Raw genomic sequence first — 285 nt, forward strand, 5'->3', positions numbered from 1 at the left:
CGGTGCAACTGGCGCACGGTCGCTTCGTTGATCTCGCTGGCGGCGAAGTCGAAGCCGGAGAGGTCCTTGTAGGCCGGGAAGCGGGCAGCCTTCATGTGATAGGCGATGGATCGAACCTCGCGCTCGGCCATTTCGGCTTTCAGCAACTGGGACAGGACCGGCACGGCCGCGTCGAAGGCCGGAGCCCCTTGCTCGATCAGGTCCGTGACGGCCTGGGCCATGCCATACATCTTCAGGCTGCGCAGCATGATGACGACGGCCGCGCTGGCAGGATCATGACGCATG

Annotated in this window: 1 protein-coding gene; it reads right to left on the reverse strand. The window is 64.6% G+C overall.

Annotation, left to right across the window (positions count from 1 at the left end):
- The coding region (locus IB277_RS37745; protein WP_246812929.1) for an ATP-binding protein at nucleotides 1-284 on the reverse strand (284 nt) is incomplete at its 3' end.
- Nucleotide 285 lies beyond the last annotated feature (1 nt).

This window comes from Ensifer sp. ENS07 (assembly GCF_014852185.1).
GTDB classification, from domain to species: domain Bacteria; phylum Pseudomonadota; class Alphaproteobacteria; order Rhizobiales; family Rhizobiaceae; genus Ensifer; species Ensifer adhaerens.